Raw genomic sequence first — 24,964 nt, 5'->3', positions numbered from 1 at the left:
TCCTCGAACCCATATGAACCTCCTGGCCGGAACGGGTCCTGGAGCCGCTCAGGGCTCCGGGCTGCCGGTGTCCTTTTCGCCCTTGTAGAGCTCCGCCCTGGCCTCGCTCGCAAGCGCCTCGTACCGGCTGCGGAACCGGTCGAGAGTGTCCTCTTCCAGCTCTTCCAGATCGAGCAGGGCGTTGTGCGCGCCCCGGGTCGCCCGGATCAGCTCGTCCAGCTTGATCTGGATAGCCTTCGTGTCTCGGTTCTGGGTGTTCTGGATGAGGAAGACCATCAGGAACGTGATGATCGTCGTGCCCGTGTTGATGACCAGCTGCCAGGTGTCGCTGAACCCGAACAGCGGCCCGGTGACTATCCAGACCAGGATCACGAAGACCGCTGCGACGAAGACCCAGGGCCTGCCGCTGAAATGTGCCGTACCCTTCGCGAATCTCGAATACCAGGCATTTCCTCTCATGTCCAGCTCCTTTTCCCATGATCGGTACATCTCTCCATACAGGTTATCCGTGAATTCCGCGTCCGTCGACTGTTCTTTACCGTTCGTCGAACATGTCCGCCACGGTGGTTTCCAGCAGGTACGACCGTCTGCATGATATGAATGCACTGACAGGAGGGGTACCATGCGCAGTTGCCTACTCGCGACGCTCCTGCTCCCCGTCGTCGCTCTCGGTGACGCCGGCATCCTCGGCTCCGTGGTCCGCGGTCCGTCGGTGCTCTCCGATTCGGGGCCGGACGTGAGGATGCTGGCCCAGGATGTCCTCATCAGCGTGGACCGGCACTCATACGAGATCACGGGCTGCTTCCTCCTGCACTCGCCATCCGACGAGGGCACCGTTTTCATGTACTTCCCGGTGGACATCATCACGCCCTTCGTAGGCATGCTCTACAGCTCCACGAAACCGGATGCCCTGCTGGAAAGGGTGGACGTTACGGTCGACGGCATCGAGGCCGAGGTGTTCCCGATGTTCGTCTGCGAGTGGGGTACTTCCAAGGAGCCGTCGCTCTCGTGCTGGGAGTCGGCCCGGGAGATGACGAGGCCCCTCCTTCCGGACGAGCCCGATCCGGGAGAGCCTTTCTATGCCACCAGGATCCCCCCCCAGGGAGAGGTGACCGGCTCTTTCGGAACATGGCTCACGACGCTGCCGGGAATCCGGAGTCAGGCGCTGAACGCAGCCTGGTCGGCCGGTTTCGGGGAGGACGACACCGTGCTCGTCGAATACCACGTGACGGGGCGCATGACGACGGACTACGATTCGACGATGTCCATCCTCTGTTATCCGTTGCAGACCGGGTCGACGTGGACCGGATCCATCGGAAGCGGCAGGGTGACGGTGGTTCCTTCCGGACCCGCGGGCCCTGGAGAAGTGACGTTCATCGCCGGTTCCATGCTCCCGGAATCGGTCGCACTCTCTCCGGGTGCCTTCGAACCTCTTCCGGAGATGGCGGGGCACCATTCCTTCGCAGCCACCAGACTCTCCCGGCTGGCGGGAACCCGCCTCGGGGGCGGTTTCCAGTGGAGCTTCTCCGACTTCGAGCCCTCCGCCGTCCCGGAGGGCTGGCGGGGGCTGTTCCCCGGCCTCGGCGACATGTACGCGGTGATTGCGGACAGCGTGAGGGAGTGGCGGACTTCGGAATCCGCACCGAGGCCGACGGGCTGGGGCGGGTCGTTCATCTACGCTTTTCTCTCCGACGACCCTCCCGACAGGCTGACTGTAATCGACCTGGACGGCGTGCAGCTCCACGACTCGCCGGACTCCGATGCCCCGGCGATCTCCCTGCTTCCGGTGAACACCGTGCTGGATGTGATCGAGACGCGCGGACCCTGGATCCTGGTGGACTGCAGCCCCTACGACATAGTGAACTATGAGCTGATGGGTCCCCTTCACGGCTGGATCGAACTCTACCGCACCGGAGACGACGGCCTGTCGAGGCCCGCAGCTCTGCCCATGCTATGAGCAGGCTTCCCTTCGCGGCAATGTCCCGGTTGTTCTCCTGAATCGCAGCCAGACAGGTCAGTCGGCCCGCAAGACCGTGTATTCGCCCGGCTTCCCGGGGATGATCCGGAACGTCGAGGCAGCGAGCGTGTGCGGGTCGGTCGCTTCTAGGACGATGGCGGTCCCGCCGTCGAACTCGAACACGGGAGTGCCGATGGAGAGGGGTTCGTCCGATCCGATCCCGGACACGGGTTCGGAGAGCACGATGCGGGGGCCGGAGTCCTCGGTTGCGTCGGCCAGCCACTGCAGGTACAGGATGGACTCGACGACCTCGAACCCCGAGTTCTCGACCACGACACGGTAATGCCCCCTGACTCCGTCCGACTCCCAGAATCCGCCGCTCGCAACCGAGGAGATGCATGGGTCGATCACGGGGACCTGCGCGGAAACCGCATCCAGTGCCAGCAGTGCCGTAAGGATCGACGCTGTCATGGCTCCCCCGGAAGCCTGCAGGAGGTGCCGGTCATCAGACGAAGTCTATGCTGCTCGCCGATGCCGACACGACGTAGCACCGCTCGATGTTGGACGCCTCGTCGGCGGGGATCATGAAGAAGCCGGGCCTGCCGGGCTGGTAGCCCTGCGTGGTTCCCAGCAGCACCTCGCCGTCCCTGAACACGACCCTGATCTTCCGCCCTACCGGGGGATGCGCGGGATCGAAGGATTTACGCTCCATGTGGCGAGGGTCGCCCTCGAGGTCCTTCACGAAGAACACGGCCTTCAGCTCGCTGATCTTCACCGTGAGCGGGCCCTTCTCCCCCGGCCGGGAGGATGGGATGACGTGGAACGATTCCTTGTTGGGCAGGAAGTCCGATGTCTCGCCCTTCAGGATGTGTCCGTCCGAATACCTCGCCACGACCCTGTTCATCAGACCCTCCTGCTCGAACCGTGCCCGGCCTGCCAGCTGACGGGCAGCCGCCGCGGACTCCGCCCGGCGATCCTTGCGCATCCGGCTTCCATCAGCCGGATTCCGCTCGCACGCATCATCATGGCGCTCCAGCTCCCCGTCAAGCGCGAGGGGACCAGCGTCGCAGCCCCGGCTCAAGCATCGGTTCACGGCCCGGACAGAGGTCGACTGCCCCGGCAGGGGAACCGGGCGGATTACCTGTGATGCGGTTTCGCCCCTATGTTCCATCATGAGTATTCACCGGGTATGACTGGAGGATGTCGATGAACGCCCTTGATCTCCTTCTCGTTGTCTCCGTCTGCACCGGCACTGCTTCGGGCGGCCTGGACCGCGTCTACGAGAGCCCGGCGCCGGTCGGACAGGTGGAGGTCCTCTCCGAGGGAGGAGGGGACACGGTGATCAGGTTCGCTCTGGACGCGCTCGATTCCGAGGACGTTTCGATCGAGGGATTCGGCTGCGGTACGCTGTTCAGCATCCCGGACGGGGGCATTTCGGGTATAGAGGGCTATCCCGACCTCCCGGTGATCCGCAGGATGGTCAGGGTGCCCTCCACGGGGGATGTCAGGGTCGACCTGCTCGAGCAGGAGACCTCCAGGCTCGGAGTTCTCAGGATCCCACCCCTCCAGCCGTTCCCTGCGCACGACGGCGAGACACCTCCCTTCCGCATCAGCGAGGAGTTCTACACCGGGAGCGGGCTCTACCCGGCTTCTCCGGTGATCGTCGAATCCGTGTGTGTCCTGCGCGACATCAGAGTCGCCTGGATCTGCTACTACCCCGTCTCATGGGATCCGTCTACAGGCGAGGCGACGCTCAACACCGAGGTCACGGTGCGCATCCACGCGGGGGACGGCAGGGGTGAGAACGAGCTGCCCAGGCCGTTCACCGGTCTGACACGGAGCTTCCTCCCTCTGTACGACGAGGTGCTGGGCTTCCCCGAGAGGGAGGGCGCGGACATCATCGACGGCAGCTACCTCTTCATCTCCTCCGGGGAGGGCCTCGATCTCGCAGGCGCCCTGATCGACTGGAAGTACAGGAAGGGATTCGAGGTCTTCACGGCCACGGTCCCCGAGATCGGTTCGACGCCCGAGGCGATCGACGCATGGATCGAGAATGCCTACGCCACCTGGCCCAACCCTCCCGAGTACATCCTCATCGTCGGCGACGGATATGTCGTCCCGCCGCCCTGGTACGGCGGCTCGTTCGCTGCGGACAACATCTACGGCGTCGTGGGGTCGGGATCGGTGCCGTCGATCCATGTCGGGCGGCTCTCCGGGAGCGACTCGGATGACCTGGCGTACGAGACCTGGAAGATAGCGAGCCACGAGATGGACCCCTACGAGCCATCCACCAGCTGGTTCCAGAGCGGCATCAGCGTCGGCCACGTGCAGTTCGCCGACAACTCCTACGAGTACGTCGAGTTCATGGAGTATGCCGGGATGGATGTGACCTGGTTCTGCGACACGGGCGGGATCCCTCCCACGATTCCCGGTCTCGCGGAGAGCCTGAACGAGGGCTGTTCGATGTTCGGCATCTGCGGCCACGGAAACCTGACTACGATCGTACCCCCGGGATTCACCAACTCGGACGTGGAAGCCCTGATGAACGGACGGCGCCTGGGCTGGTGGGTGCTCGTCGCATGCAACACGGGCGAGTTCGACGGCGAGTACTGCTTCAGCGAAGCGCTGATGGGGGCGGGCGACGCAATCGAGACCAAGGGGGCCATCGGCGTGATGAGCCCCACCACGGGCAGCCCGATCGGCCCGGCCGACTCTCTCGGCAAGTGGATCTTCGAGGGCCGGTTCGTGAACGGTATGAGCCACATGGGTGCGATCACGGACTGGGGCAAGGCCGGGGTCTACAGCTACTATGGGGCCAGCGGCAACTCGAACAACCACATGCACATGGTCTTCGGCTGCCCGGAGCTGGACATCTACAACGTATCCTCACCGCTGCCCCAGATCGTATGCAACCACCCCGACTCCATCCTTCCGGGCACGCAGACCTTCCCGGTGACTGTCGGGGGCGAGCCCGCGGCGGGTGTGCTGGTGGCCGTGATGATCCAGGATACGGTTTCCGGTTCATGGATGGAGTCGTTCTACTCCGACGCTTCGGGGAACGTCACGTTCGACATCCCCTCATACACTCCCGGCAGTTCCGTCTGCGTCACCGCCACCGGCCAGAACCTGCACCCCTACCTCTCCGACGGGCTGGTTGGGATAGGCGACCAGGAATGGGACGTACCGCGGGCGTCTCTCTCTATGAGCCCGGTCCCGTGCTCCGGCGTCCTGTCGATCGGCTTCACGCTCCCGGAGGCCGGCAGGACCGTAGTCTCGGTGTACGACATGGCGGGCAGGGTCGTGGCCACCCCTGTGGATGACGTGCTCGCGGCCGGGGATCATTCCGTGGTCTGGGGCTGTTCCGGGCAGGGTGGTGGAAGCGTGCCCGCGGGAGTCTACTTCTGCAGGCTGGAGACGGCCTCGGCCTCGCTCTCGCGGAGGCTGGTCCTGCTCCCCTGACCGGTGACCGGGGTCAGACTACCGTCGAAACCGGCCCTTCAATATGTTGTCTGCCATATTGTTACATTGATAGTCATTTTACAGGTTATCGCGTGATGAAAAGTGCTGTTCAAGAACGATAATCATCTCAGCATCCGTGGGATCGCCTAAACCCGGGAGTGGTCGAGAACAACCAGGGATGCCCATCGGGCAGGCAACTCGAATACATCTGCTTCCCGTCTCCATGAGAGAATGGACCGATTCAGACAAATCCGTCTGTTAACGCAATAGTAGCCTGACCCCATCAGGTCAGAGCAGCGGAGTGAGATTCCTGGGCAGCATATCCAGGGATTCCAGCAGGTCCCATTCCTCGAGCTTTTCCATCAGAGGCTGCGGCAGGTCACCGCGGGGGGTGCCTCCGAGCAGCATCTCGGTCTCCTCCTCCGAGAACACTGCTCCATCCACTACCCGGTCGTTCCCTTCGTTCGCCGGACAGATGGCCTGGCAACGCATGCAGCCAACCAGGCAGTTGTGCCAGGAAGAGTCAAGCCATTCCGGGAACGGAACTCCACCCGGCATTTCGTTCCAGAGGGTGATGCACCTCTCGGCCCTCACCAGGAATCGCCCCGGATCGATGGCGCCCGAGGGGCAGGCCTCGGTGCAGGCTCTGCAGGACGCGCACGACTCCATCGCGGCCGGCTCGGTCCAAACGTGGCTCGAGCATTCGAGGTCGGTGAAGAAGGCCGCCAGCCTGTAGTAGCTTCCCATTCCGTCGACGTAGGTGATGTTGTTCCTGCCATATCGGGCCAGGCCGCACGAGACGGCCAGGAGCTTCACGGGCAGGCGGGCCCTGGACGCGCGGAAGCCCGAAGGCCCGAGTATCGAAGACAGCGCCTCGCCGGCGGACCGATCCTTCCGCATGCAGTGCAGATAGTGGGGGGGGACGGTCACCATCGTCCGTGCTCCCTGGCGATCGAACCAGAGGTGCACCGGATCGTCGGGGATGGCGACGATGACTATCGATTTCGCCGCCGGCAGGTCACCGGGAGGCGAGTAGACGAAACCTGACAGGTTCCCGCTGAAGAAGTCGCTGCCGATGATCCCATCGATGCGCCAGCGGTCGATGCTGTTCTGCAGGTCGGCCAGGCGGGCAACGGGAACCATCCCGGCCCGGTATCCCAGCGCTTCGAGCCGGTTGATCACGTCATCCTGCATGGTCATAGCCAGTTCTCCCTCACGGATGAAGTCGCATAGTCTGGTCTGCGTCACCGCATCGTTGAGCGTTCTCACGGCAGCTTCCTGCAGTACTCGATGAAGCGGGCCTCGATCTCGAAACCCAGCCCGGCGTAGATCCCGAAGGCCTCAGGGCTGTCGCCGAAGGTCTCGAGCGAAATCGGAGCCGTGCTGCCCTTCCTGAGCCACCTCATCGCGGTCAGGGTGAGCTGCTTCTGGAGCCCGAGGCTGCGGTGGCGAGGCAGGACGCCAGGGGAGTCGATCACGAGGTCGGGCTCCCGACCCGGTCCAGCCGGTCTCCGGAAGGCGGCGACGACCCCCGCCACATCCCCCTCCGGTCCGAAAACCATGAAGACTCCATGGGGATCGTGGAGTTCCGGGCGGGTTTCGATCTCTCTTTCGAGGTATCCGGCATCCACGATCCCGGGGGAGTTCTCGGTATGCCCCCACATATCGCCGTAACTGCCGTTGAGCGCCTCGGCGAGCATGTGCAGATCGCTCACAGAGGCGAAGTCCCTCGCGGTGTATCCGGCAGGCCAGACCGGTTCGGGTGAGTCCACATCCGCGCCGGCCTTCATGATCCTGTTCTCTCCGGCCGGTGTGAAACCCCGTCCCGACAGAAACGAGCCACCCGTCTCGTTCGAGGCGTCTACCGCAGATGTGGCATGGGTAGATCCAGCTTCGACAGACCGCATGATTACGGCCTCCAGAAGCCTGCTCCCGATCCCTCGCCTCCGCAGATCGGGCCTGACTGCCGAATAGACGATGGATCGCTCCGGCGACTGCGCCCACGTGAAAGCGTACCCGGCCATGTTCTCCGGATCAGCCTCGATCCAGGCCGTCCACCTGTCACGCGCCGGATCGTGACCGGGCCATGCCAGCGTCGACAAGGCGGCCTGCTCGCTGACATCGTTGCCGGAACGATCGACCTCTTCGACCTCGCGGCGCAGCCTGACGAACGCCGGCATGTCAGTCGCCCTGTCGAACGGCCTAATTATGAACTGGGTCGGGCTACCCTTCACAACGGCCCTGCAACATCATGCCTGCCATTTATATACAACAACAGTCATTCCACGGGATATCTCCTGAAGAAGAGTGCTTTTCATGGACGCTTCATCCTTCGGCATCCGTGATTATCCCTTCATCCGGATCAGGCGCCGAAAGGATCACTGATGCCAGTCCTTACGGCATTCCACGAGCAGCAAGACCCCGTTTCCCTTTAATGCCGCTGATCGCCGGGCAGGCATCCTCCACCGGGCTGCCGGGTCACTCGGTCGTCGTGCCGTCGAACTCCTCGCTGTCTGCCTCGGCCTCCTCGCGCGTGCGGTGGATCACGCCGTCGCGGTGGTTGGGCGGGGCGTAGAGCGTGTAGAGCTTCAGCGGCACGCTCCCTGTGTTGACTATGTTGTGATCGGCCCCGGACGGGACAAGCACGGCATAACCGGCTCCTATCGGCGTTCTCACACCATCGAGGATAGCTTCTCCGCTCCCCTCCTCCACACGGAAGAACTGGTCGAGATGATGCACTTCCATGCCGATCTCGCCGCCCGGCACGATCGACATGAGCACGAGCTGGCAATGCCCGGAGGTGTAGAGCACTCGTCTGAAGTCGCTGTTGGCGACTGCCATTTTCTCGATGTCCTGCACGAATCCCTTCATCATTCCTCCCTCGGTTCCTATCCAGACAGTCCGGTCAGGATCGCTCCGACCTCCGGTCTAGACTACCCTCCCGCGCAACGGATTCCAAATTCGCGGGTGCATCCCGGAATACATCAGGCAGCCACGGTGGTCACTGCCGATCCGTCGACCCTTGCTCTCTTGAACAGGAGAGCCATGCACCATGTAGAGCCGGGGAACGTCACAGCCCACAGCGCAGCGATCCAGATCAGCCAGTGGACGTACATCTGCAGGGCAATGAACGGGATCAGTAGACCGTTCGCAATGAGGAAAACCCTTGCAGCCCTAGCGAGTCCACTCCCTTCAAGCGTGAATGCCGCGCACAGCGTGGAGAGGCTCATGAAGCTGTACCCCAGTATGTCCACGGCATACAGGAACGAGTCGAACGGGGTGAACAGGAACACCTCCATGCCCGCCATCCTGCCTGCAGCGAGCCTTGGGCCGACCCATGTGAGCTGCACGTAGTAGTTGATGCTGATCAGGACGGTGTAGACCGTCGCGAAGGCAAGTGCGGCCTGGCTCCACACCTTCCGGTCGTTCGGCGTGGCTTGGTGGATGCTGGCCATCATCATGAGGAAGGACGAACCGAGCAGGAGCGAGGGGGTGAGAAGCACGAAGAGCCCGAAAGGAGTGCTGGGATTGTCGGCTCCACCGCCCGAACCCATCAGCCCGAGCCATTCCGCGATCTGCGCCACGTCGTAGAAGATGCTGAAGAATGTCGCCAGCACCGCCGACCAGATGCCGGCCGCTCTCGTAGAGGAAGGGATCACATCGAGCAAGGGCACCTCCTAATCTGGGGAGGCAGCCACCCGGTCACAGTCCGGTGGCGTGCCGTTACTCTCCAGCCCGGATCAGAACGATACCTTCTCGCAGCCGCCCTTCATGTCGTAAAAGACGGCCTCGGCGTTCTTCAGGAAGAAGGTTCCGATCGTGTAGCCTGTCTTCTCGTTGTAGATCTCCCGCAGGCTGGGCATCGATTCGAGCGAGTAATCGACGACCTCCTGCCTCTGGTCGATGACGGCGGTTGCGGTAATCCTCATCCACTCGCCCATGCCGCCGACCGCGCAGAGTTCAATCTTCGGGTTCTCCCGGACCTGCCGATATACGTTCTTGTGAGTACCGACGCCTAGGTAGAGCCTTCCCTCGAACTCCATGTGGAAGCCAAGAGGTCTGACCCTCGGTTGATCGCCATCCACGGTCGCGAGATAGAAGACACGGCTGCTCCTCAGGAACTCGAACACTCTCTTCACTCGGTCACCTCCATGATCGAGAGCGGCTCTCCCCGCCCGGTGGTGGCGGCTGCACCCTGCGGAACCTGATCAGGATGATGGCGCACCAGATGACCACGACGCCGAAGAACACACCCATGCTCAAAAAGGGATGAGGGAGACCGGACGTCTCACCGAGGTTCACCATGAAGGTCTGGTGGAAGATGTCCATCATCAGCACGAGTGTGGCGCACCCGAGCAGCATCATGCTCGTCGAGAGCCACTCCAGCGTCTCCTCCCGCCTTTCCGGTGCCAGCCAGTAGGCTTTTCCAGGCAGGTTTATCATGGCATCGGGCAACCTGTGCATTGCGAGGGGGATGGCCAGGAAAATCGCGGCCATCAGCGCGACAGTACCAAGGTATGTGATGACGAGTTCCGATTTCCCTCCCCAGCAGTCAGGAGCGCCTGAGATGCCGAAATGTGTGGCGGATCGTTCGGGCAGCAGCGGGAGGTAATGGAGAGCGTGGAAGACGCATGTGACGCAGAGCAGCACGAAGAGGAGGCTCACAGGCTGTTTCAAGTCGTCACTCCGATTTGAGGCTGCACATCAGCATCCCCGACGGGTCATAGAGGGAATCAGCGCATCGATCGTCCCGTCCGGCGATCCTCCATCGGTTGACCGGCGTCCTGCTAGTCGTTCAGCACGAAGACGATCTTGAGCGTCACCTTGTAGGCCGTGATCCTTCCTTCTTCGACCTCGACCTGCTGGCTCTTCACCCAGGCTCCGCTCACATTCTCGAGAGTCTTGTTGGCCCTTGCTATACCCTGCGCGATCGCGTCCTCGAAGCTCTTCTCCGACGAGGCGATGACTTCCGTGACCTTTGCGATGGACATCTCACCCTCCTTCCGAGTACCGAGAACATAATGGGGTCAGACTACTCCCGAAACCAGCCCTGCATTTCATTCAACAACTTATGGATACAGCTATAGACATTTTACAGGTTATCCTCGATAGAAAAGTGCTGTTCACGGATACTGTCCGAATCAGTGTTTTCAGAAGCACATCAATCCCGCAACAGCCAGATACAGAAGCGGATGCTCAACCTGACGGCAACCTGTGCTCAGCCTGATGAGTATTCCTGCGCCGTTCATCTGTTAACGCAAAAGTAGCCTGACCCCAATTCAGCAGAGCGACCGGAATGGGATCCCGTGCCGTTCGCAACCCTCGGCGAGGTGCATCCTTGTCTCGTGGAAGAACTCACCCGTCATCGCCCGCTCCAGGCCGTGCCTGCGGTACACCGCTGCGGCATAACCGTAGTTCATCGAATCTGCCAGGATCGAGTCGACCTTCCCGGCAAGCGCGTCAGCGAGTGCATCCGAACCAGGGAGCATCGGGGCGATCATCGCGAAAGTCCTCACGCCGGCCCGATGGAGTTTGTCGAGGGCGGCGATCCTCTCCCCCACCGGCGGGGCGCCCGGCTCGAAGAGCTTGAGGACGGAATCGTCCGATGTGGTGACCGAGAAGCCCACCTCGAAGTCCCGCGCGGAGGCGATGATGTCCAGGTCCCGCAGCACCAGCGGCGACCGGGTCTGCACCGTAACCGGCCAGCAGTGTCTCGAGAAGATCTCCAGACAGCGCCTGGTGAGCACGTATCGCTCCTCCAGCGGCTGGTAGGGATCGCAGACGCCGCTCACCCAGACCCTGTCCCTCCTCTTCCGGACCGCTTCGACCTCGAGGAGTTCCGCCGCGTTCACCTTCACGTCGACGAACATGCCCCAGGGCTCGGTGTGCCCGGTCACGCGCTTCATGAACCTGGCGTAGCAGTAGGTGCAGGCGTGCATGCAGCCGACGTACGGATTCAGCGCGTATGGGTATACCTGCGACTTCGAGAGGATGGTCTTCGACCGGATCTCCCGTATGACCGGGGTCAGACTACTAGCTGGAGTGCCCCTGCAATCCATTATCCTTCTTCATCTTGCAGTCATAGTCATTTTACAGGTTATCCCGTGAAGAAGACTGCACTTCGTAAGTTCTTGACAGACTGCCTATTGGAAAACCCGTCAAACAGACCTGCCCTCGCAGATCTAGGTTTTTCGTTGATCCTGACGCTACCCGTCGAGTAGCCTGACCCCGGATCGAGTAGCCTGACCCCGGATCCGGATCGATCCCGTGCCCTGGCGCTATCCCGCCTTCGGGTCTTGCAGAATCCTCTGGAAATAGACGACGTCGAACCGCTGCCCGTTTTCGAAACCGATCCCGGCAAACCTTCCGCACTCCACGAAACCGTTCCTCGCGTGGAACCTGATGCTGCCCTGTTCAGCGAGCAGATGCCCGCGAGAATGCTGGTGATCCCCTTAGCCCCTGCGCCTTCGATCAGATGCTCCAGCAGCGATTTGCCGATGCCTCTGCCCGTAAAGCCCGGCTTGATGAAGTACGAGACTTCGGCGGTCGAGGCGAAGGAGGAAATCGGGCTGTACGGGCGAAGCATCCCGAATCCCACTACTTCGCCCGTCTCCGTTCTGGCCGTGGAGCAGGGATACCCCTGGCACATGTTCAGGAGCATGCCGAAGGCTTCGCAGGGAAGCCTCTTCCCGGGATACGCCGCGAAGCTGTTCTCGATGTAGTGGTTGAAGATATCGATGACGGCCTCGCGATCCTCAGCAGCCATGGGAGCGGATGTGGTGCTCACGCTATCCATCCTGCCGGGACGGTCCGGCCTCTGCCGCTCCGTTGTCAGCGCCGTCCGGAAGACAGCGTTTCCATCGAACCGATCATAACGATTCCCAGTCGGTTCCGCGGCCGTGGTGCGGATGGGCGGGCTGTCATCCTGATCGGATCATCCCATCATCCGAGTAACTGCGGATTCATCCTCCACACGCTGAAGGTGAGCGCGGACGCGAAGGTGACCCACAGCAGGTACGGGATGAGGAGCGCCGCAGCGGTTGGCCTGATACGCCGGAATGCGGCGATCGTTGCCAGGATGAGCGCCCACAGCAGGACGATCTCGACGAATGAGGCGGCGCCCAGCTGCCATTTGAAGAAGAGCCAGCTCCACAGGGCATTGAAGGCGAGCTGAACCAGGAACAGGACGATAGCGGGCTTCGCGCCGCGGAAGCCTCCGACCCGCCAGACGAGCCATGCGGATACGCCCATCATCGAGAAGAGGACTGTCCAGACGGGGCCGAAAAGCCATCCAGGCGGCGCCCACCCGGGACGGACGAGCTGCGAGTAGAATGGGCCGGCGCTCATGGTGGCGACTCCCCCGATCGCGGCGGCAGCGAACGAGACGGCGAGCCAGAACACGAGCCCTGCGATCTGCCTGGTCCCAGACCGAGCCATGATTCCCTCCCTGTCTTCGACCCGACTCACCAATTCAAGCCTGCATCCGGCCCGATCGATGCTCTCGGAGCTTCACCTGCGCAGTGCGAGCCTCAAGGATCGCCTGCAGGCAGCCTCGTCGAGGAGTGTGTGAAGGGCCTTCGCCCTCTCGCGCACGTCGCAGGTGCCGTACGAATCAGAAGCCTTATCGATTGCGGCGCGCAGTTCCGAAGGATCGAGGAGGGTCGCGGCGATGCAGTAGTACGACTTCGAACGACCCTCGTCGAACCGGTCGAGCATCTCGTCGAGGAGGCTGCCGCGGAGGCTCTGTTCTTCGAGGAACGACTCGAACCCGTCGCGGGCGACCTTCGAGATGTTAGCCTCGAGCGAGGCATAGCAGGTGAACGAATCGCGCACCCGCCCGGCGGCCCGGTGGTTCGCCTATCTTTCGCAGGTGCAGGCATCCCCGCAGTCCCAGCAGAACTCGATGCCCCTGCGCTTCACTGCGCATGTGATGAAGGGGCAGCCTGCCGCCACCCGGTTACCGCCCCTGCATCCTTCGCAGCGGCTGGTGCCTGCTGTATGGAACCGCGGGCACAGGCGGCACGAGAGGCCGCAGATGCCTATCTCCGGATGGTTCATCCCCGGGATCTCCCGGCTTGCTTCATGACCTTCTCGCGTGGCCCGGCTTCCGCTTCACGGACAGGAGCCTCGCCGCATCCTCGACCGCCCGGTCCGAATCGATCGCCATGAGGAACCACTTCCCGTCGGTGAAGACCGGCGCCTGGTCGTAGCCCGACCGAGTCTCCTGTGATAGATCGCCCCTCGTCGTCTCTACACCGGCCCGCTGTTCGGCTCCGAAGGTGATGAGGATGGAGAAGCGGCCCTTTTCGGGTACGAAAGTGCAGAATGACCTGCTTTTCTTGTACCGGAGCGACCATCCGTGCTTCCTGCCGCCGTAGAGCCACTCCGGTACGAAAACGCCCGGCCAGGTCTCCTCGATCAGCCCGGCCATGCGCTTCCAGAACCTGAATGCTGACTGACCGACCCATTCCGCCACCCGCGTTTCATCAGGCGGCCCCTCCGGATCGGTCATGTACTTGCTCTGCTCAGTCATCTCTACCTCCCCGGCGCTGTTCGCCGGCACGGGCTGCACGATCCTCGATGTGCTCCAGACATCTCTCCCTGAGCCATGCGGGCCTTCTGCGCAGCTTCCCGGGTTCGTCGCAACGAGTTTCGGGGTCCCCCGCAAGGACGTCGCCCATGAGCCCGCAGGACTCGAAACAGTGCATGCGGCACAGTACCGTACGCCTGTCCCGACTGCACATCTGCGGATCCGGCAGGCGGCGCAGTCGATACCGCAGCAGGCGAGCACGGTTGCTCCATCGCGGGCGGTATGGCGCCACTTCGCCCGTCATGCAGTCCGATTTCCCGAAAACTATGCGACTCGCAGACCGTCCGTGCAACAGGCGAGTCCGCCTGCAGGTCCATCGTGTGTGACGACAATCGTGCCGGCAATCAACTGCTCCCTCACCCGGCAACAGACCCGGTCCGACCCGGAGCCTTGCTGCCCTCATCCCCTGTGGCTATGGTTTTAGCACGTAGTCTCACAAAGCATCCGGATTGCGCCGATAGCCGAACGGTCCCGTTCGTCCCGGCCTCGATGGGGAGCAATGCATCGGTTGACTCTCGTATTTTTCCTGATCCTCGCCGGTGCCTGCGCCTGTCTCAGCGCAAACGATGGTTCCGGGCCAGCACCTGATTTCACGTCTGCCCTCCTGGTGGACACCGGATACACGCCCTGCTCGTACTATCCCTGGAACAGTGGCGAGTATCCCGTCTTCGTCCTGCACTGGACTCCCTCCGATGAGGCCGATCACTACGAAGTCCGTGTTTCGACCGCCTGCATCGACGAATCGAACTGGGACGTCGCCGTGCCGGTCGACACCGTGGCGGGCGGTCAGGATACCTGCTGGGTCTCCCTCGATCCCGTCGTCTTCGAGAACACCTGCATCGGCTGCGGCCTCTGCGTCGATGCCTGCCCCCAGAATGCGATGACCCTGACAGGCGGCCGCGCGGTGATAAACCCCGATTCGTGCACGTCCTGCGGCCAGTGCGTGCTGGTCTGCCCCGTGAACGCTATTACCGACACGAAGTACGACACCTGGTACTACTTCGCGATCCGCGCCTACTCGGCCTCGGGCGCCCCCTCCGAGGAGGTCGCCTGCACGGCCGATGCCTACAGGATCAGATACGTCAACGATCTCGAACGATGCCAGCACTGCAACAGCGGAGGAACGTCAACCTGCCATGCCGTGATCGGCACCCCGCACTGCCCCGTGGATGCGCTCTACTGGGACGAGGACTTCTACATCTACATCGACACCACGAAGTGCATCAGCTGCGGCATCTGCTTCGAGCACTGCCGCGTGCCGGAGAATGCAGCACCCTCCATCAGCAATTACGTCGAATCGTCAGCCGATTGAGAGGTGGGGCGCGATACCCATCGGTGGGCTAATCCTCGGTGATGACACTGCTCGATCCCGTCGTTTCCGAATCGCGAAGCTTCGGGAATATCAGCGCCCGCCTTCATCCTTGCCGCCGCGGCAGGAATGCAGGGTGCAGCACTTTGTCAGGCATATTCCCGATTCCGAGGATTCAAACTGAACTGTGGCGTGGTTGATGTCGAAACGATGGTGAAGCTCTTCGCGTATCTGTGCCAGCAGCACATCATTGTTGTCGGGGCGGGAAAGAACCATGTGTGCAGTCAGCGCTACATCCGTCGTGCTCAAACCCCAGATGTGAAGATGATGAACGTTCTTGACTGCAGGGAGTGATGAGAGGAAACGGGCTACCTGATCCGCGTCTATCTGCTCTGGTACCGCGTCGATGGCCAGGTTCATGGATTGCCGCAGAAGACCCCAGGTTCCAGTGAAGATGATCGCGGCAACGACGATGCTTATCACCGGGTCGAGTATCTGGATGCCCGTGAGGGCGATCAGGATGCCAGCCACTACAACCCCGGCCGAAATGGCCGCATCGGCGGCCATGTGCAGGTAAGCCCCGCGGATATTCAGATCCGATCTCCGTCCCGCGATGAACAGGAGCGCGGTAGCTGCATTGATTCCGACTCCGACAGCGGCCACCCAGATGATGGTTGGTGCATGGGCCGCGACTGGATGCATGAGGCGACCGATGGCTTCCCAGACGATGCCGCCGATGGCTACGATCAGAAGAAGGGCGTTGATGAGGGCGGCCAGTATCGACGATCTGCGGAAGCCGTAGGTGTATTTGTCGGTGGGATGCCATTGCGAGAGCCAACTCGCGCCCCAGGCCACTACCAGACCGACCACGTCGCTCAAATTGTGCCCTGCATCGGCCAGCAACGCAAGAGAATCCGCCATAAGCCCAAAGAACACTTCCACCAAGACAAACGCAACGTTCAGAATGATACCGATGGCAAACGCCCGGCCATAGTTCACAGGGTGATGGTGGTCATGCCCGTGGTGTCCGTGTCCCATTTCGTTTCTCTTGCCCTGTATCGATCGTGCAGAGTCTGAGTTTCCCCTGGAATCGTCTGCATTAGCTAGTCGAGGTCATCATCACTGCGTCATATAATCGTGTCAAGGAGCAGATCGCCGGAAGAGCGATCCCGTTTCCGACCTGTTTCAGACCGGTGAAACCGGGCGAGGGGTTCATGCAACCGAGTCTTCATCGGAAAAGGAGTAATACGCGGCTCAGGAGCAGCCGTTCACCGCAGGATGCATTCGCGATGGGCGCCTCCTTCGGCTTCCAGGCGGCATCCTCTCGCCTAGCCGCTCTCTCCGCCCGCGACCGGCCGCCTGCCGGATCGGATCAGGCGGACGTACAGGCTCTGCGCGACTGCATCCAGCTCGCGAGGAACAGGAATCCCGGCACGGTGAAGAGGAGGAATGCCCATCCCCTCGGAAACGTGCCGGCCGTAGCGAGATGGACGAGGTAGAAGGCCGCGAGGCTCCCGACCGTGATCGCCCCGCCGAGGCCCTCACGCCACCAGGCCACGATCATCCCCGCGCAGATGCCGATGGGGAAGAACACCAGTCCGAACCACTCTCCGGGCTGGATCAGGGATGGGCGGAAGCCCTCGCCGACCAGGAACGCCAGGATCAGCCCTACGCACGCCACCGCCAGGATACGGGCTGTCCAGCGGATCGTCCGGATCGGTGCATGTCGATCGTCGTTCATGGACTCCTTCTCCTTGTCGGCGCCAGAGTCGTGTTTCCCGAATACCCCGATACATCGGAGAGTTATGAACATACTGCCTGGACCCATGGCGGGCATCCCGTCACCCGGCAGTCGGATTCGTGCTCCGGATCGACGGGCTGTCACGCTGGGCGAGTAACCCTACCAGGCCACGCGCTCACCCTTGTGGACGAGCTGGCCGTTGGGGAACTTCTCCCGGGCGATCGTCACGAGCTCGACGGCGGTTTGAGCACCTTCGTCGACCTCCATCGGGGCCGCCTGGGACCCGAGGTCGGTCTTCGCCCACCCGGGATGGGAGGCGGCGACCACGATCCCCTTGCCCGCCAGGGTCCTCGACTGGATCAGCGTGAGCATGTCGAGCCCCGCCTTCGAGGTGGAGTACCCCACTGTCATGAAGCACCCGATCTGGTCCCACATCGTCTCGCCGGATCCCAGCGAGCCGAGCATCGACGACTGGTTGATCACGCGTGCGTCGTCGCTCTTCGACAACAGAGGAACGAGGGCCTCGGTGACCGCGAAGGGTGCGACCAGGTTGACCTCGAGCGTACGGCGGACCTTGTCGACATCCGTCGGCTTCCCGTCCCACTCGAGGGCGATGCCGGCATTGTTCACGAGCACGTCGAGCTTTCCGAACGTCTTCCCGAGATAGCCCGTAAGGCCGGTGATGTCGCCGGGGCTGGTTACGTCGAGGCGGACCGTGTGGGCATCGTATCCTGCAGCCTTGAGTTCCTCCGCGGCTGCTGCGCCTGCCTTCTCGTCCCTCGCGCCGAGGACCACCGTGTACCCGAGCGCGCCGAGCTGCCGCCCGATCTCCCTGCCCAGGCCCTTGTTCGCTCCTGTGATGAGCACCACTCTGCCGTTCCCGACCGCCATCTCCACATCCTCCTCTTCACCCCTGAAGCGCCTGATCCATGCCGGACAGAACGTACCGTTCCCGCGCTCTCAGCGAGCCCCGAAACGGAGTTCCTCCAGCGCCAGCCGGTAGGCTTCCGCCGCATCCGGCCCGAAGCAGACGAACAACACCTGATCGAACCCGCCCGGCTCGCGGGTGAAGGAGTCGACCTCCCGCACCGCGATCCGCGAGGCCTGATCGATCGGGTAGCCGTATATCCCGCAACTGATCGCCGGGAACGCGATCGTCCGGATCCCGTGACCGGCAGCCAGTGCGAGGCTCGACCGGTAGCATTCCGCCAGCAGCCCGGGTTCGCCGTGCCCGCCGCCCTTCCAGACCGGCCCCACGGTATGGATGACGTACCGGGCGGGCAGCCTGTAGCCGGAAGTTATTTTCGCATGCCCCACCCTGCACCCGCCCAGCAGCCTGCATTCGCGCAGGAGATCCGGCCCGGCCGCCCGGTGGATCGCCCCGTCGACGCCTCCCCCGCCCAGCAGCGAGCAGTTGGCCGCGTTGACGATCGCATCGACCGCCAGCTTCGTGATATCGCCCTCGCAGATACTCAGCAATTCGGGCATCGGCTCCTACCTGGCTCCGGGGCGATCCTCCCGCCCCCGTAGATTCGGGGTCGAGCCTGCGGGAGCCTCGACAGCCTCGAGCCCTTTCTTCCAATCGAGCACGGCTTCGATGAACTTCGCAGGGGGAAGGTATCGGTGGATCTCGACATAGTGGCAGATCAGGTCCGGAGCGGCGAAGATCGTACCATCCGGGTGACGGACGGCGACGATCGAACCCCCGAGAAGGGCCTCCCTGCCGTCATGCCTCAGCCGTATCGGAGAGCCCTGTCTCCATCGGAAGCAGAACGGGCAGTAGTGCAGTCCTCGATGCTGCACCGCCTTCGGTCCCATGCACAGATCCAGGAGCGCAGCGGGGAATCCTTCCGGAGCCCTCCCTCTGCGGTAAGGCAGCCACCATGTCAGCCAGCCGACGCTGAGGCCGCCGTGAAGCAGCCCGGATTCGTATCGGAACCTGCTGAGATCCCTGTAGTAGGCCATGATCGGATATCGTGCTCCTCAGCCCGTCATTCTTCGGTCAGGCCTCCCCTTCGATCCTCTTCCAGTAGCGTAGGGTTCGAGGATCAACCGGTCGAGCGGCCTTGCAGAGGTGGTTCAGTTGCCGGGCTCCCTGTCCACAGGGCCGGAACCCGGCACGAACCGCCCGGTGTAGTAGAGGTCGCGGATGCGCGATGCCTCTTCCTCCGCCCACTTCCCGACACCGACAGCCTTCATCCGGCATAGGTTGAAGACCTTCATGTTGTGCGGGAACACCGCAGCCCCCTCCTGGGCCGGGGCGAGTTTCAGGCATGGGAACTCGCCGCACTCGAAGCAGAACGAGACCCCCTTCGAGCGGACGCACTCCAGAGTCTCGCACGAGTCGACCAGGACGCAGTATCCGCCCTGCACCCTGCATCCCCTGCAGGACACCAGGGAAGGATCGACCCCGCGCCTCTCTGCGATCCGCCTCCTGGTCTCTTCCGTGATGTTGGACTCGAGCACCTGGCAGTTGAAACAGTCGATCCCGCATGGAGCCGTTAGCTCTTTTCTGTCGATCTGCGTCATCTCTCGTCCTCGTTTCCTCTCGTGGATGAATCGACGAGTCCTCTGGGGCTGCGCCGGGATACCAGTCTCCAGGCAGGATGCTTGTCAGCTCTGAGAACCGCTGCCCTGTCGGGTGCTGCTATCGCCCCGCCTTCTTCGCCTGCCGCGTACGACGGACCAGATGATGTAGAGCACGCACCCGTCGAGCAGTATGTTGATCCAGGACCAGACGTCGTTCGAGTGCTGACCGAAGCAGTCACCGTTCCCGAGGAGTCCGGGCAGGAAGACGAGCACCCGGAGGATGTTCTGCGCCGCCGTGGACAGGAGGCTGGTCGTCCCGCCCTCTCTCTCATATTCCGAAGTGAAGCGAACCAGTACGGCCGCATAGACGATCCCGAACACCAGAATACTGCACACGCAGCACCCAGCGATGTGCCGGAGAATCCCCTTCAGCTTCGGATCCATCTCACCCGCTCATTCTCTGCGGTCACGGTCCGCCGGGCAGCGGCCTGCCGGCTTCAGATCGGATGTTATCCATCGGCGCGACTCAGAAAGGGAAAGCAGTTCAATCTCAGAGACTGCTTCATGCCGCCATCAACCCCCGATGATCTCGTTCAGCCCGGCAATGACACGCTCCAGATTCTCGGGCGAGATCCTCGTGATCTTCTCTCCCATTCGCTGGACCGACAGTGTTCTGATCTGACCGATCCTGACCCAGGATCTCTTCGGGAGTTCCTCGGTGTCCAGACAGAAGGTCAGAGGGAAGCCTGCCCGCGGTTCCTGACTCGTGACGGCAACGGCGATCACGGTTCCCGACCGGTCGTTGAAGACATCGCGGCTGAGGATCAGGACCGGCCTCCGTCCAGATTGCTCATGCCCCATGGTCGGGTTCAGATCCGCCCAGACTACATCGCCCCTCAGTATTCCGGCCATGATCCGATCTCGCTGCTAATGCCCTCCTCGGCGACAGCCATCTCCTCCCCGGGATCGAGCTTCGAGCACTCCCTGGCCAGACGGGAGCCGGATGTTCGTTCCAGAAGGGCCTGTATCGCCTTCTGGATGGCTCGACTCCGGCTGGGATACCGGGACTCCGACACGAGCTCGTCGAGATGCTTCAGCATCGCTTCATCGAGACTGATGGCTATCTTCGCCGTTCCCACAGCCTCACCTCCGGTATTACCATCAGTCATACCTCGGGGGGCGTCAACTGCCGGCGCTGCCCCTCACGGGTGCGCGGCCCCGAGTTTCCGTGCAGGGTCTGGTTGTCTTCGGTTCCATTCTCATTCGCAGTGCTTCCCCCTGTACAGCGACAGCAGATCCGCTTCGGTCGAGTAGATCTTCTGTCCTGCAGGAGCGCCGGCATCGGTTCGGGCAGCCCTGTATGTCGAAGGCGATTCCTGACCGGTCTCTGACGATCCTAGGCATCCGGGTTCTTCATATTGGAAGATCTGCAGTGCCGAGAACAGCGGTCGTGGGAAGTGGCAGTCTCCCAGCATCGGCCCGACGCTGATCTGGGCTTGAAGGTCGTGTGTTTTGCTCGAGCGACATGATTCATGCGACTCACCGCTCCTCACTACCTCGAACCTGCTCGCGCGCCAGTCTTTGCCCGATGTGCTCGAGAAGTCGCCGGCATCCTTCGATCTGTCGCCTTGCCAGAGGCTCGTCTCCGTAAGGATAGCGCCGGTCCTCGGCCGTTCGAAACAGCTCAGCGTAGTCATGCAGCCCGGGATTGTCGCGACAGCGTAGGCATGCCTTGCCCTTCGATGTGATCTCCGCGGCGTCCAGGTAGTAGATCGTCCTCGCTGACCAGTGAATCGCGGAAATCCATAGACCGAAATCCGGTCGGCTGTCTGGGTTCATCGCCGCCAAGAGCTTCCGCTGGTCGTTCTTCTGCTCCTCCAGGATCTCATCGGCAGTGGGACAGTAGATGGGCACGGGTGGCTCGAGAAGATGTCGACCATACCGCCGGGCAACCGCCAGATCGATGAAGCTGCTGGGAAGGGTCGTGATCGTGCGCCAACCCCGTCGTGTCGTGCCGATGTAGCAGCCGACGAACGCCGCCCCGGGCTGTTGAGCGATGCGGGCCGGAAAGAAGGTTCCCTCGAGCTGGTGGAGAAGCATCCGCTTCTCGCTGCGATAGCGGTCGTGCATGGCGAAGATGCGCTCGTTGGTCCGTTCCTCGAGGTCGACGTGCGTAACGACCATGTAATCGAGATCGCCGAATCCGGGCCGGAAGTCGCCCAAGGCGTAGGAACCATGGATCACGATATCGGCGAGGTTTTCGCCGAGGGTGCGCCGGAGGTCGCCCAGGAACTCCTCGAAGGTCGGCTCCAGCCTATCCACGTCTGTCTCCAGGAATGTGTTCCTCGTCAGGCGGCACCAGATTGCACCAGCTCATCATGAGTTCGTCATTCCGGCAATAACTCGTCGGGGGGATCACCATTCACTGATTCCAGCGTTGTTCCGGAGGCTTTCGATAAGCCATTTCGTACGCAGATGATGAATCGTGTATGCCTTTTTACTCTCAGCGTTGCCAAAATGCTTGGCAGCATAGACGATGTCCATTCCACTTGCTAGAACGATACGGAGAAAAACCTGATCTGGCCCGACACGAGACTCACCGGCAGAGACCCGCAAGGGCCGCGATCCAGCGGAACGTCTGGTTCGGCGATTCTACTTCTTCTTCAGTTCATCGAGCGTTGCCTTTGCTTGCGGAGCCATCTGGAGAGTCTTGTCGAGTACAGAGCAGGGATAGTCGGAGCAGTCCGCACATGTACCGACGGACTTATCCAAAGCGCATTTCCTGGTTTCACACAGTTGATCGCAGTAGTATGTCCTGGCGCCCAGCGATTTACATCCGGTGCAGTTGATATGTTCCGGTCTGATCGGAGCATTGTTCAGCTTTGCCCATTCCCTGACAGCTTTTTCCCGAAGCGCGCAGCGCTTCGGGAACACTGGCGATAACCTGCAAGCGGCGTCCACCACCGTAGCGGGCTGCCGCGAAGCGGCTGCACGCTCCTGCGCCGCGCCGCTTGGCAGGTTCATCGCCTTGTTCGGCGGCGCTTGGTCCGCGGTTGCGGTTCGGGACGCCACAGAGTGTATGACGCCTGCAACCCTCGGCCGTTGTCAGTGGGCTCGAGGCACATTGCGACAGCAGAGCGTCCCTCAGTGACCCGGTCGCCTCCGTTCATCGCACGCTCGCCGTTCGGTCACTTGCCCTCGTCTCCGCCGCCTTTGCGCTTTTGGGCGAGGCCAACTCCGATGGCCACCCCTAGTGCAGCGCCGATACCCGCTCCGAGAGCAATGCTCTCCATGGCGACGCCGATTCCGGCACCGACTGCGACTCCCATGCCCGCCGCGAGAGCTATCATCTCTCCCGGGGCTGGGACCTTGCCGGGATTCTCCGCCATTCACCCGCCTCCTTCATCAGCCGCTCGAACGACTCTCCGTCGAGTCCGCCGAACACTGATTCTGCAGAGTTTGCTTTTGCCAGTACTCGCTCCCATCCTGCTAGTTGGCCTCAACATCACGGTGCTGCATAATCGCGTCAAGAAGCGGATTGGCAGAATAGGGATCCCGTTTCAGACTCATTTCAGACGGGTACATTGAACTAGAGGTTCATGCGCCAGGGCTTGCACTTATGCAGGATAAGCGACTCACCGTAGGGCCTGTCCGACTCCTGCATGCGACATCCCCGTCTCCCCTCCGAAGCGGTGCTTGCCCCTAGGCGGATGGCGCTCGATGCAAAGATGCGGCAAGCCGCGCTCACTCCCCGGACAGGGCCAGTGCGAGCACGAGCCTCTGCCCCGGAACATCCACGGCATAGCAGTACCCGAAGCCCGGCTGGGACCATTGAGTGAACACGAGCAGGCTGTCAGAAATCCAGACTAACCCCGACACCGGGCGCCATGGGAGCCTCTGCGGCCATTCCAGGGCGAACCTGCGGCCAGTGCCTGAGTCTTCGACGAACAGCCGCTCCTGGCTCAGCCCCAGGTCACGGATGACCATGGATCGATACGTACTGTCGGGGCTGAATGCCTCTGATACCGTCATGCCCGAGTCAGCCGGGGAGCCGGTCTCGAGGAAGTCGACTTCGCCGATCCAGTCAGTGGCATCCCTCCAAAGCACGCTCTCCCCCGGCAGCGCCTGAAGCATCGATGTGATCAGCTCATCGGTCGTAAGCGCAGCAGATCCGGGAGATGCACCGACGGAGCCCTGGAGGATCAGCCCTTGAATCAGAACGGCCAAACCGGCGGCAGACACCATCGCAGCCTCCAGGGTCTCAACCCGCGGCTTGCGTCCGCGGAGGAGGGCTCCGGCTTCATCACGGTTGCATGATTCCCGGCTCACGTTCCAGGCGATGCAGCATCCACAGGTTCGGGTCCTCGTACCTTCCCAGGTCTAGCTCGCGGTCGATCGAAACGGGCTGGAGGGCGCCGGGCACGACGTAAGGCCCGGTCTCGGGGAACTCCATCCCGGTCCAGCCCTCCCAGTCGTCGACGGAGCCCTCCACGGTGAGGGTGTCAGGCGCGATGCAGAGAGGCTCGGCTCCGAGGCGCCGGTGCACCCGGATCCAGGGGTCGAAGGGGGTTCCATCGGCCCGCTTCCACTCGACATAGCGTCCGAAGGGCGTCAGCGGGTAGCGGCTCTTCCACGTCGGCCGCACCGGCGCGATCAGGCCGGTGCACGACAGACGTCGTGCGAGAGCCCTCATCTCCTCCACCAGGATGCCGCTGAGGCCGCAACCGCGATGCCCCGCATCCACCATCGCCGCGAGAGCGGAGAGGGTATCGGGCTTCCTGCCGCACCCGGCGTCGCTTTCGGCCCTGAGCAGGATGTCGTCGATCGAGGAGGGCAGGTCGGACAGGGTGCCGTCCCAGGCAAGGGGTACGGTATGGCCCGCGGCGATCAGGTCGCCGGCCGGGTCGAACAGCAGGATCTGATACCGGGGGAAGGCATCGAACAGCAGGTGCCAGCGGGAGACGCTGCCGTGGAGCAGGAAACGCGGCCATGATCCGGCGCTGAGCAGGTCGATCCGGTCTCTGAACTCCGGCTTCCGGTCGAGCGTGCAGACCGTGAGGTCGGTCACGCCGGCCCGCAGAAGAGGGAACACCTGCTGATCCTCGTCTCCTTCACCCAGGATGCGATCTCCCCGCGGTAACGGGCGATGCTGGCGCCTCCGACGTGGGCCTTCAACGCCTCGTCGTCCCTGTACAGCTCGAAGAGGTAGATCCTCGCCGGGTCGTCGGAAGGGACCATGATCTCGAACTGGAGCGTTCCGGGCTCCCCTGCCAGACATCTCTCCCGGTGCGATGCCAGGGCATCGAGGACATGTTCCCTCGACCCGGGAGTGCACTCGATCTCGACGTTCAAGGCGATCCTGTCCATTCCTTCCACCTC

Annotated in this window: 34 protein-coding genes; 4 read left to right on the top strand and 30 right to left on the bottom strand. The window is 62.5% G+C overall.

The window, feature by feature from the left end:
* Nucleotides 1-48 precede the first annotated feature (48 nt).
* Nucleotides 49-459, bottom strand: coding sequence for a low affinity iron permease family protein (locus tag QUS11_00875; protein ID MDM7991848.1), 411 nt, complete (start codon nucleotides 457-459; stop codon nucleotides 49-51).
* Between the two features lie 163 nt (nucleotides 460-622).
* Between QUS11_00875 and QUS11_00870 the strand changes: the two genes are divergently transcribed.
* On the top strand, nucleotides 623-1,957 hold the full coding sequence (locus QUS11_00870; GenBank protein ID MDM7991847.1) for a hypothetical protein: 1,335 nt from the start codon (nucleotides 623-625) through the stop codon (nucleotides 1,955-1,957).
* Between the two features lie 57 nt (nucleotides 1,958-2,014).
* On the opposite strand, the gene QUS11_00865 is transcribed toward QUS11_00870, so the two are convergent.
* Both QUS11_00865 and QUS11_00860 read right to left on the bottom strand, forming a co-directional pair.
* A complete protein-coding gene (locus QUS11_00865; GenBank protein ID MDM7991846.1) occupies nucleotides 2,015-2,428 on the bottom strand; it encodes a hypothetical protein in 414 nt (137 codons plus the stop codon).
* Between the two features lie 34 nt (nucleotides 2,429-2,462).
* Complete coding sequence (locus QUS11_00860) at nucleotides 2,463-2,861, bottom strand: hypothetical protein (GenBank protein ID MDM7991845.1); 399 nt, start codon at nucleotides 2,859-2,861, stop codon at nucleotides 2,463-2,465.
* A gap of 302 nt (nucleotides 2,862-3,163) precedes the next feature.
* Between QUS11_00860 and QUS11_00855 the strand changes: the two genes are divergently transcribed.
* Complete coding sequence (locus QUS11_00855; GenBank protein ID MDM7991844.1) at nucleotides 3,164-5,416, top strand: C25 family cysteine peptidase; 2,253 nt, start codon at nucleotides 3,164-3,166, stop codon at nucleotides 5,414-5,416.
* A 288-nt stretch (nucleotides 5,417-5,704) separates the two neighbouring features.
* Here QUS11_00855 and QUS11_00850 read toward each other — a convergent pair whose 3' ends face one another.
* The 8 genes from QUS11_00850 to QUS11_00815 form a co-directional block, all read right to left on the bottom strand.
* Nucleotides 5,705-6,685, bottom strand: coding sequence for a 4Fe-4S double cluster binding domain-containing protein (locus tag QUS11_00850; GenBank protein MDM7991843.1), 981 nt, complete (start codon nucleotides 6,683-6,685; stop codon nucleotides 5,705-5,707).
* Nucleotides 6,682-7,650: a GNAT family N-acetyltransferase gene (locus QUS11_00845; GenBank protein MDM7991842.1), complete on the bottom strand. Its 969-nt coding sequence runs from the start codon at nucleotides 7,648-7,650 to the stop codon at nucleotides 6,682-6,684. Before QUS11_00845 ends, QUS11_00850 begins: the two co-directional genes overlap by 4 nt.
* 244 nt (nucleotides 7,651-7,894) lie before the next feature.
* Nucleotides 7,895-8,287: a cupin domain-containing protein gene (locus tag QUS11_00840; GenBank protein ID MDM7991841.1), complete on the bottom strand. Its 393-nt coding sequence runs from the start codon at nucleotides 8,285-8,287 to the stop codon at nucleotides 7,895-7,897.
* A gap of 113 nt (nucleotides 8,288-8,400) precedes the next feature.
* Nucleotides 8,401-9,084 carry a hypothetical protein gene (locus QUS11_00835; protein ID MDM7991840.1) on the bottom strand — a complete coding sequence of 228 codons (684 nt, stop codon included), beginning with the start codon at nucleotides 9,082-9,084 and terminating at the stop codon, nucleotides 8,401-8,403.
* Nucleotides 9,085-9,156: 72 nt separating this feature from the next.
* Nucleotides 9,157-9,555 carry a pyridoxamine 5'-phosphate oxidase family protein gene (locus QUS11_00830; protein MDM7991839.1) on the bottom strand — a complete coding sequence of 133 codons (399 nt, stop codon included), beginning with the start codon at nucleotides 9,553-9,555 and terminating at the stop codon, nucleotides 9,157-9,159.
* A gap of 4 nt (nucleotides 9,556-9,559) precedes the next feature.
* Complete coding sequence (locus tag QUS11_00825; protein ID MDM7991838.1) at nucleotides 9,560-10,093, bottom strand: DUF1648 domain-containing protein; 534 nt, start codon at nucleotides 10,091-10,093, stop codon at nucleotides 9,560-9,562.
* Nucleotides 10,094-10,203: 110 nt separating this feature from the next.
* Complete coding sequence (locus QUS11_00820; GenBank protein ID MDM7991837.1) at nucleotides 10,204-10,407, bottom strand: dodecin family protein; 204 nt, start codon at nucleotides 10,405-10,407, stop codon at nucleotides 10,204-10,206.
* 288 nt (nucleotides 10,408-10,695) lie between these two features.
* Nucleotides 10,696-11,475, bottom strand: a complete 780-nt coding sequence (locus tag QUS11_00815) for a radical SAM protein (protein MDM7991836.1) — start codon at nucleotides 11,473-11,475, stop codon at nucleotides 10,696-10,698.
* Between the two features lie 465 nt (nucleotides 11,476-11,940).
* Between QUS11_00815 and QUS11_00810 the strand changes: the two genes are divergently transcribed.
* On the top strand, nucleotides 11,941-12,138 hold the full coding sequence (locus QUS11_00810; GenBank protein MDM7991835.1) for a hypothetical protein: 198 nt from the start codon (nucleotides 11,941-11,943) through the stop codon (nucleotides 12,136-12,138).
* Nucleotides 12,139-12,358: 220 nt separating this feature from the next.
* On the opposite strand, the gene QUS11_00805 is transcribed toward QUS11_00810, so the two are convergent.
* The 4 genes from QUS11_00805 to QUS11_00790 form a co-directional block, all read right to left on the bottom strand.
* Entirely contained in the window at nucleotides 12,359-12,853 is a 495-nt protein-coding gene (locus tag QUS11_00805; protein ID MDM7991834.1) for a TspO/MBR family protein, read from the bottom strand.
* Nucleotides 12,854-12,925: 72 nt separating this feature from the next.
* Entirely contained in the window at nucleotides 12,926-13,249 is a 324-nt protein-coding gene (locus QUS11_00800; protein ID MDM7991833.1) for a hypothetical protein, read from the bottom strand.
* A gap of 24 nt (nucleotides 13,250-13,273) precedes the next feature.
* Nucleotides 13,274-13,474 carry a DUF3795 domain-containing protein gene (locus tag QUS11_00795; protein ID MDM7991832.1) on the bottom strand — a complete coding sequence of 67 codons (201 nt, stop codon included), beginning with the start codon at nucleotides 13,472-13,474 and terminating at the stop codon, nucleotides 13,274-13,276.
* Between the two features lie 22 nt (nucleotides 13,475-13,496).
* The gene (locus tag QUS11_00790) at nucleotides 13,497-13,949 is read right to left on the bottom strand and encodes a DUF3788 domain-containing protein (GenBank protein MDM7991831.1); all 453 of its coding nucleotides are present in this window, start codon (nucleotides 13,947-13,949) and stop codon (nucleotides 13,497-13,499) included.
* Between the two features lie 565 nt (nucleotides 13,950-14,514).
* Between QUS11_00790 and QUS11_00785 the strand changes: the two genes are divergently transcribed.
* Nucleotides 14,515-15,318: a 4Fe-4S binding protein gene (locus tag QUS11_00785; GenBank protein ID MDM7991830.1), complete on the top strand. Its 804-nt coding sequence runs from the start codon at nucleotides 14,515-14,517 to the stop codon at nucleotides 15,316-15,318.
* Nucleotides 15,319-15,408: 90 nt separating this feature from the next.
* On the opposite strand, the gene QUS11_00780 is transcribed toward QUS11_00785, so the two are convergent.
* The 15 genes from QUS11_00780 to QUS11_00710 all read right to left on the bottom strand — a co-directional run bounded on the left by QUS11_00780 (nucleotide 15,409) and on the right by QUS11_00710 (nucleotide 24,952).
* The gene (locus QUS11_00780; GenBank protein ID MDM7991829.1) at nucleotides 15,409-16,314 is read right to left on the bottom strand and encodes a cation diffusion facilitator family transporter; all 906 of its coding nucleotides are present in this window, start codon (nucleotides 16,312-16,314) and stop codon (nucleotides 15,409-15,411) included.
* Nucleotides 16,315-16,687: 373 nt separating this feature from the next.
* Entirely contained in the window at nucleotides 16,688-17,056 is a 369-nt protein-coding gene (locus QUS11_00775; GenBank protein ID MDM7991828.1) for a hypothetical protein, read from the bottom strand.
* A gap of 159 nt (nucleotides 17,057-17,215) precedes the next feature.
* Nucleotides 17,216-17,947, bottom strand: coding sequence for an SDR family NAD(P)-dependent oxidoreductase (locus QUS11_00770; GenBank protein ID MDM7991827.1), 732 nt, complete (start codon nucleotides 17,945-17,947; stop codon nucleotides 17,216-17,218).
* A gap of 69 nt (nucleotides 17,948-18,016) precedes the next feature.
* Complete coding sequence (locus QUS11_00765; protein ID MDM7991826.1) at nucleotides 18,017-18,544, bottom strand: O-acetyl-ADP-ribose deacetylase; 528 nt, start codon at nucleotides 18,542-18,544, stop codon at nucleotides 18,017-18,019.
* 6 nt (nucleotides 18,545-18,550) lie between these two features.
* Nucleotides 18,551-19,021 carry a hypothetical protein gene (locus tag QUS11_00760; protein MDM7991825.1) on the bottom strand — a complete coding sequence of 157 codons (471 nt, stop codon included), beginning with the start codon at nucleotides 19,019-19,021 and terminating at the stop codon, nucleotides 18,551-18,553.
* 114 nt (nucleotides 19,022-19,135) lie between these two features.
* Nucleotides 19,136-19,585, bottom strand: coding sequence for a DUF3795 domain-containing protein (locus QUS11_00755; protein ID MDM7991824.1), 450 nt, complete (start codon nucleotides 19,583-19,585; stop codon nucleotides 19,136-19,138).
* 84 nt (nucleotides 19,586-19,669) lie between these two features.
* Nucleotides 19,670-20,029 (bottom strand): hypothetical protein, encoded by a 360-nt coding sequence (locus QUS11_00750; GenBank protein ID MDM7991823.1) that lies wholly within the window; start codon nucleotides 20,027-20,029, stop codon nucleotides 19,670-19,672.
* A gap of 129 nt (nucleotides 20,030-20,158) precedes the next feature.
* Nucleotides 20,159-20,497, bottom strand: a complete 339-nt coding sequence (locus QUS11_00745; GenBank protein MDM7991822.1) for a type II toxin-antitoxin system PemK/MazF family toxin — start codon at nucleotides 20,495-20,497, stop codon at nucleotides 20,159-20,161.
* Nucleotides 20,482-20,724: a ribbon-helix-helix domain-containing protein gene (locus QUS11_00740; GenBank protein ID MDM7991821.1), complete on the bottom strand. Its 243-nt coding sequence runs from the start codon at nucleotides 20,722-20,724 to the stop codon at nucleotides 20,482-20,484. The genes QUS11_00745 and QUS11_00740 overlap by 16 nt, the downstream gene beginning before the upstream one ends.
* Nucleotides 20,725-21,124: 400 nt before the next feature.
* Nucleotides 21,125-21,907 (bottom strand): nucleotidyltransferase domain-containing protein, encoded by a 783-nt coding sequence (locus QUS11_00735; protein ID MDM7991820.1) that lies wholly within the window; start codon nucleotides 21,905-21,907, stop codon nucleotides 21,125-21,127.
* 330 nt (nucleotides 21,908-22,237) lie between these two features.
* Nucleotides 22,238-22,609 (bottom strand): DUF3795 domain-containing protein, encoded by a 372-nt coding sequence (locus QUS11_00730; protein ID MDM7991819.1) that lies wholly within the window; start codon nucleotides 22,607-22,609, stop codon nucleotides 22,238-22,240.
* A gap of 164 nt (nucleotides 22,610-22,773) precedes the next feature.
* A complete protein-coding gene (locus tag QUS11_00725; protein ID MDM7991818.1) occupies nucleotides 22,774-22,974 on the bottom strand; it encodes a hypothetical protein in 201 nt (66 codons plus the stop codon).
* A 355-nt stretch (nucleotides 22,975-23,329) separates the two neighbouring features.
* Complete coding sequence (locus tag QUS11_00720; protein MDM7991817.1) at nucleotides 23,330-23,692, bottom strand: hypothetical protein; 363 nt, start codon at nucleotides 23,690-23,692, stop codon at nucleotides 23,330-23,332.
* A gap of 196 nt (nucleotides 23,693-23,888) precedes the next feature.
* Complete coding sequence (locus QUS11_00715; protein MDM7991816.1) at nucleotides 23,889-24,677, bottom strand: hypothetical protein; 789 nt, start codon at nucleotides 24,675-24,677, stop codon at nucleotides 23,889-23,891.
* Complete coding sequence (locus QUS11_00710) at nucleotides 24,650-24,952, bottom strand: putative quinol monooxygenase (protein ID MDM7991815.1); 303 nt, start codon at nucleotides 24,950-24,952, stop codon at nucleotides 24,650-24,652. The genes QUS11_00715 and QUS11_00710 overlap by 28 nt, the downstream gene beginning before the upstream one ends.
* Nucleotides 24,953-24,964 lie beyond the last annotated feature (12 nt).

The organism is Candidatus Fermentibacter sp. (genome assembly GCA_030373045.1).
In the GTDB taxonomy this organism is placed as follows: domain Bacteria; phylum Fermentibacterota; class Fermentibacteria; order Fermentibacterales; family Fermentibacteraceae; genus Fermentibacter.
The sequence above is the reverse complement of the archived record's forward strand: the minus strand, read 5'-3'. Positions and strand labels throughout refer to the sequence as shown.